The following is a 6,199-nucleotide window of genomic DNA, read 5'->3' as shown; positions in this document are numbered from 1 at the left end:
GGTCACGCACGCCGGGCTGGCCAGCTTCTCCGCCGCGGAGGTGGCGCACTTCCAGGTGCGGCCGGGGGACCGCGTGCTGGAGTTCTCCTCGCCCAGCTTCGACGCCTCGGTGCTGGAGCTGTGCATGTCGCTGCCGGCCGGTGCCGCACTCGTGGTGCCGCCGCCCGGTCCGCTGCTCGGTGAGCAACTGGCCGAGGTGATCACCACGCGCGGTGTGACGCACGCCCTGATCCCGCCGGTGGCCATGGCCACCGTGCCGGACGTGCCGCTGGAGTCGTTCCGCACGCTGATCGTCGGCGGCGAGGCGTGCTCGGCGGATCTGGTGAACCGGTGGTCGGCCGGCCGGCGGATGATCAACGCCTACGGGCCGACCGAGTCCACCGTGGTCACCACGTGGAGCGAACCGCTTGCCGCCGGCACCTCGGCGCCGCCGATCGGCCGGCCGATCTGGAACACCGTGGTGCATGTGCTGGACGCGAACCTGCGCCCGGTTCCGGTCGGCGTGCCCGGCGAGCTGTACGTGACCGGTGCCGGACTGGCCCGCGGGTACCTGGACCGGCCCGGCCTGACCGCCGAACGGTTCGTGGCCAACCCGTACGGCCCGCCCGGGTCGCGGATGTACCGCACCGGCGACCTGGTCCGCTGGAGCCGGGACGGGGTGCTGGAGTTCGCCGGCCGGATCGACGACCAGGTCAAGATCCGCGGCTTCCGGATCGAGCTGGGCGAGATCGAGACGGTGCTGCTGCGCCATCCGGCGGTGACCGAGGCGGTCGCCGCGGTCCGGCAGGCCGACGGCGGGCACAAGCGGCTGGTTGCCTACGTGGTGGGTGGTTCGCCGGCCGAGCTGCGGGATTACCTCGGCGAGCACCTGCCCGGCCACATGATCCCGTCGGCGTTCGTGGTCCTGGACAAGATCCCGTTGAGCCCCAACGGAAAGGTGAACCGGGACGCGCTGCCCGTGCCGGACCCGGCGAGCACCGGCACCGGCGCGGTGCACGTGCCGCCCGAGGGTCCGGTGGAGACCGCGCTGTGCGAGATCTGGGCCGACGTGCTCGGCGTGCCCACGGTCGGCCGGACCGACAACTTCTTCGCGCTCGGCGGGGACTCGATCCTGAGCATCCAGGTGGTGGCCAGGGCCCGGCAGCGGGCGCTGCGGCTGACCACCAAGGACCTGTTCGCCAACCAGACCGTCGCGTCCCTTGCGACCGTCGTGTCCACAGTGGACGACACGCCGGGGGAACGTGCCCCGGTGGTCGGACCGGTGCCGCTGACCCCGATCCAGGAGTGGTTCTTCCGGTCCGGCCGGGCCAATCCGCACCACTTCAACCAGTCGCACCTGACCGAGCTGGCCGGCCGGCCGGACGTGGCGGCGCTGCGCCGGGCGCTGGAGGCGCTGCTGGTTCAGCACGACGCGCTGCGGATGCGGTTCGAGGCGCACAGCGGCCAGTGGCACCAGCACAACGCCGGGATCGAGCCGGTGTCCGTGCTGGAGTGCCACGATCTGTCCGGTGTGTCCGCGCCCGACGCGGAGCTGGAGCGGCTGGCCGACGAGCTCCATGCCGGATTCGACCTCGGCACCGGGCCGCTGCTCAAGGCGGCGCTGTTCGACCGGGGCGCGGAGGTCAACCCGTTGCTGCTGCTGGTGGGACATCATGCGGTGGTGGACGGGGTGTCCTGGCGGATCCTGCTCGACGACCTGGACACCGCCTACCATGCGGCGCTGCGCGGCGAGGAGATCGACCTGGGCCCGAAGACCACCTCGTTCCGGGACTGGGCGGTCCGGCTGCGCGACCACGTGGCCGCCGGCCGGCTGGACCACGAGCTGGAGCACTGGTCGTCCACTGTGGACGGTGCGGTGCTTCCGGTGACCGGTTCCGGGTCGTCGGACGCACCGGTCGGCTCGGTGCCGGTGGAGCTGTCCAGGGAGGACACCGAGGCGCTGCTGCGCGGCGCCCCCGCGGTGTACCGGACCCGGATCAACGACGTGCTGCTGGCGGCGCTGGCGTGGTCGCTGTCCCGGTGGACCGGCGGTTCCCGGATCGTGCTCGACCTGGAGGGGCACGGCCGGGAGGACGTGTTCGACGGCGAGGAGGCGGTCGACCTGTCCCGCACCGTCGGCTGGTTCACCACCCTGTACCCGATCGCGCTGGACGTCCCGGACGGCGACTGGCGCACCCTGGTCAAGTCCGTGCGCCGGCAACTGCGCGCCGTGCCCGGCAACGGCTTCGGCTACGGCGCGCTGCGCTACCTCGGCGGCCTCACCCCGTCCGGACCCGACCCGCAGGTGGCGTTCAACTATCTGGGCCAGTTCGACACCCGCGCCCAGGACGAGGGCCAGACCCTCTACCACGCGGTGCACACCTCCGTCGGCCAGGATCACGATCCGGCCGACCGCCCCGACCATCTGATCGACGTGGTCGGCGAGACCGGCGACGGCCGGATGGCGTTCACCTGGTACTACCAGGCGGATCTGCTCCCCGCGGCGCAGGTCGAACAAGCCGCGGCCGACTTCGCCGCCGCTCTGCGCGGCATCGCGCAGGAATGCCGGGAGGCCCGGTGATCATCCGCACCGCGTCCTCCCCGGGTGGCGCCGGCCGTGCAGGCGGCGCGCCGGCGCCACCCACCCGCCGCACCGGCGACTCGCCGGGGGTTGTCCGCTGTACCGCCGGCATTCGGAGGGCGCGGTGACCGTTCCCCTGTCGCGCAACCGGAACTACACGATCCTGTGGGGTTCGCAGGTACTGTCCGAGATCGGGTTCAATGCCTCGCTGATCGCGTTTCCGTTGCTGGTGCTGGCGATCACCGGGTCGGCGGCGGCGTCCGGGCTGGTGCTCGCCGCCGACGCGCTGGCGCAGCTGCTGGCCGGGTTGCCGGCGGGGGCGCTGGTGGACCGGTGGGATCGCCGGAAGATCATGCTCGGGTGCGAGGCGGTGCAGTCGCTCACGCTGGCCAGCCTGGTGGCGGCGGTGTGGTGGGACATGACCACCGTTTCGCACATGGTGGTCGTCGCCATCGTGATGGGGGTGTGCCGGGCGCTGTTCGAGCCGGCCGAGGACGCCTGCCTGCCCAGCGTGGTGCCGGAGCAGCAGCTGTCGACGGCGGTGGCGCTGAACACCGGCCGGGCGGCGATCGGGCAGATGTCGGGCACCGCGGCCGGCGGGTTCCTGTTCGCGGTCGGGCGCTGGGTGCCGTTCGCCCTGGACGTGATCACGCACGCGGTGGCGTTCGTGGCGTTGCTGTTCCTCAAGGTTCCGCCGCGTGCGGTGGTGCCGCGGCCGATCCGCGACCTCGGGCGGGAGATCGGCGCCGGGCTGCGCTGGGTGTTGCGGCGCCGCGAGATCCGGGTGACCGCGTTGTGCGCGATCGCGCTGAACCTGTTCTTCAACGCGTTCTACCTTGTGGTGATCGTGCTGGCGCAGAGCCGGGGCGTGCCGTCCGGCGAGATCGGCGTGATGGCCGCGATGCTCGGCGTCGGCGGGATCCTCGGGGCGTTGCTGGCGCCCGTGCTGCTCAAGGTGCTCAGCCCATACGTGTCGATCATCGGGGTGTTCTGGGCGCTGACCGCGCTCACCCCGCTGGCGGCGCTGATCGACAGCGGCTACCTGCTCGGCGCGCTGTTCGCCGGCATGGCTCTGCTGGCGCCGACCGCCAACACCACGATCCTGACCCATCAGCTCCTGCTCACCCCGGACGAGCTGCGCGGGCGGCTGTCCGGGGTGATGAGCGTCGTGGCCGGCACGGCCGCGGCGCTCGGACCCGCGCTGGGCGGCGTGCTCGCCGCGCTGGTCCCGCCGACCCAGGCGGTGTTGCTCTGCGCGGCCGGAATGACGGTGGTGACCATCCTGGTTACCGTCAACCCGACCCTGCGCCGGTACCCCCGCCATGTGCCCCAGGAAGATCAGCCCCCGAGAGAGGAAGTAGCAGCGACATGACGAACAGCGCCAACGACGAGGCCACCTACCAGGTCCTGGTCAACGACGAGGAGCAGTACTCGCTGTGGCCGGCGAACCACGAGGTGCCGGCCGGCTGGCGGCCGGACGGGATGACCGGCACGAAGGAGGAGTGCTCGGCGCACGTCGACGAGGTGTGGACGGACATGCGCCCGCGCAGCCTGCGTGAGCAGATGTCCGGGCAGTAGCGGGTGCCCGCGACCTGTGACGTGGTGGTCGTGGGTGGCGGAATCGCCGGGGTCTCGGTCGGCTACGAGCTGGCCGCCACGCACCGGGTGGTGCTGGTGGAGGCGGAGCGCATGCTGGCCACGCACGCCACCGGGCGTTCGGCGGCGGTGTACCTGCCCAGCTACGGCACGCCCACGGTGCGCGCGCTCACCGGGGCGAGCGGGCCGCGGTTCGCCGAGTTGGGCCGCCGGTTCGAGGTGTCGCCGCTGCTGACCCGCCGGCCGGTGCTGTGGGTCGGTTTCGACGAACCCGGCGCGGCCGAGGTCGTCGCGATGGTCGCCGAGCGAGCCGGTGGGCCGGGTGCGTTGCGCGCGTTGACCCAGGCTGAGGCGGTTGACGTCTGCCCGGCGCTGCGGGTCGGCGCCCTGACGGCGGCCGCGCTGGACCCGGCCAGCCGGGACGTCGACGCGATGTCGCTGCACCACGGGTACGTGCGGGGTCTGCGCGCCCGGGGCGGCATCGTGCTGGCCGGCACCCCGGCCATCGCGCTGGCCCGGTGCGGCGACGGCTGGCGGGTGAACGCCGGGGACCTGGTCCTGGACTGCGGTCTGGTGGTGGACGCGGCCGGCGCCTGGGCGGACGCGGTGGCCGGGTTGGCCGGCGTCCCGCCGCTCGGCCTGCAACCGCGCCGCCGCACGCTGTTCGTCTCGCCGGTGCCGGCCGAGCTGCCCTGGGATCCGCGCGGTGCGCTGGTCGCCGAGACCACCGAACGGTTCTACTTCAAGCCGGAGGGCCGGACCGTGCTCGCCTCACCGGCGGACGCCGAACCGTGCGGGCCCGGCGACGCCCGGCCGCACGAACCGGAGATCGCAAGGGCCATCGAGTCGATCAATGCCGTGACCCGGCTTGACCTGCGCACGGTGCGCCGTTCCTGGGCCGGGCTGCGAACGTTCTCGCCCACCGGCGACCCGGTCGTCGGCGTCCATTCGGACCATCCGGGGTTCGCCTTTCTGGCCGGTCAGGGCGGCTACGGCATCCAAATGGCACCGGCCCTGGCCGCGTTCGCCGCCGCGGTCCTCACCGGCGCCGCGGTTCCCGAGGACATCCCGCTCGCCCCGGATGCCCTGGTGCCGGGCGGTGCCGGCCCGAAATTTCGAACTCCTCCTTTGAGGTGAATTTGCCAATGGGCGCGTCCTGCCGCGTGCTAAATTGACTGGTTGCTCGGGGTATGCAATATGAACTCGAGGACCATGAGGGGCATGGTGGCATCGACTGAACGACGTAATGAAGACTACCCATGGCACGAGTTTGACCCGGAAACATACCTGGCGGACAACTACGCGGTACTGCGCGACGAAGATCGGCAAATGGTCGAGCTCGTCCGGGACTTCTTCGCGCAGCAGTTTGCCGACAACCCGGCACGAACCGGGCGCCGGGGGATCGACGTCGGCACCGGGACGAATCTCTATCCGGCGCTTGCCATGCTGCCGTTCGTGGACCGCCTGACCCTTTACGACTACTCGCCGGCGAACATCGCGTGGCTGGCCAGGCAGCGTGCGGCGCACTGGCCGTCGTGGACCGGGGTCTGGTCCAGGTTCTGGCGAATTCTGTCCGAACGGCCGAGCTATGCCCACCTCGACGGGCACGCGAGGGCCGAGCTGGCCCGGTGTGTCGACGTCATCCGGGGCAGTGTTTTCGATCTTGACTCGAACGGCCAGCGGTGGGACGTGGGCACCATGTTCTTTGTCGCCGAGTCGATCACCCAACGGCGCGAGGAGTTCACCGCGGCGGTGAACCACTTTATCAACGCCTTGCGACCGGACTCGCCTTTCGCGGTCGCATTCATGGAGGATTCGCGAGGATATGAAGTCGCCGGACGGAGCTACCCGTCCACCCCTGTGAGCTGCGCAGAGGTCTGGCGATGCCTCAGGTCAAGGGCCTACGATGTGACCGTCGAACGGGTCGACGTCGGGGACGAGCCCTTGCGCGCCGGTTATAGCGGCACGATCGTCGCCTGCGGCCGGACCGGACCACCTGTGCCGCCGGAGGTCACCAGTGAGTGCTAGCGTACCGCCGGCGCC

The 6,199-nt window shown here is 71.6% G+C and carries 5 protein-coding genes; all 5 read left to right on the top strand.

The window, feature by feature from the left end:
* On the top strand, positions 1–2,560 hold a 2,560-nt coding region (locus VFV67_RS02840; protein WP_326466954.1), incomplete at its 5' end, for a condensation domain-containing protein.
* 124 nt (positions 2,561–2,684) lie between these two features.
* Positions 2,685–3,932, top strand: coding sequence for an MFS transporter (locus VFV67_RS02835; RefSeq protein ID WP_326466952.1), 1,248 nt, complete (start codon positions 2,685–2,687; stop codon positions 3,930–3,932).
* Entirely contained in the window at positions 3,929–4,138 is a 210-nt protein-coding gene (locus VFV67_RS02830) for an MbtH family protein (protein WP_326466951.1), read from the top strand. The genes VFV67_RS02835 and VFV67_RS02830 overlap by 4 nt, the downstream gene beginning before the upstream one ends.
* 3 nt (positions 4,139–4,141) lie before the next feature.
* Entirely contained in the window at positions 4,142–5,293 is a 1,152-nt protein-coding gene (locus VFV67_RS02825) for an FAD-binding oxidoreductase (protein ID WP_326466949.1), read from the top strand.
* 84 nt (positions 5,294–5,377) lie between these two features.
* The gene (locus tag VFV67_RS02820) at positions 5,378–6,184 is read left to right on the top strand and encodes an SCO2525 family SAM-dependent methyltransferase (RefSeq protein WP_326466948.1); all 807 of its coding nucleotides are present in this window, start codon (positions 5,378–5,380) and stop codon (positions 6,182–6,184) included.
* Positions 6,185–6,199 lie beyond the last annotated feature (15 nt).

Source organism: Actinophytocola sp., from assembly GCF_035762905.1.
In the GTDB taxonomy this organism is placed as follows: domain Bacteria; phylum Actinomycetota; class Actinomycetes; order Mycobacteriales; family Pseudonocardiaceae; genus DASYTH01.
This window is presented reverse-complemented; position numbering and strand designations above follow the sequence as displayed.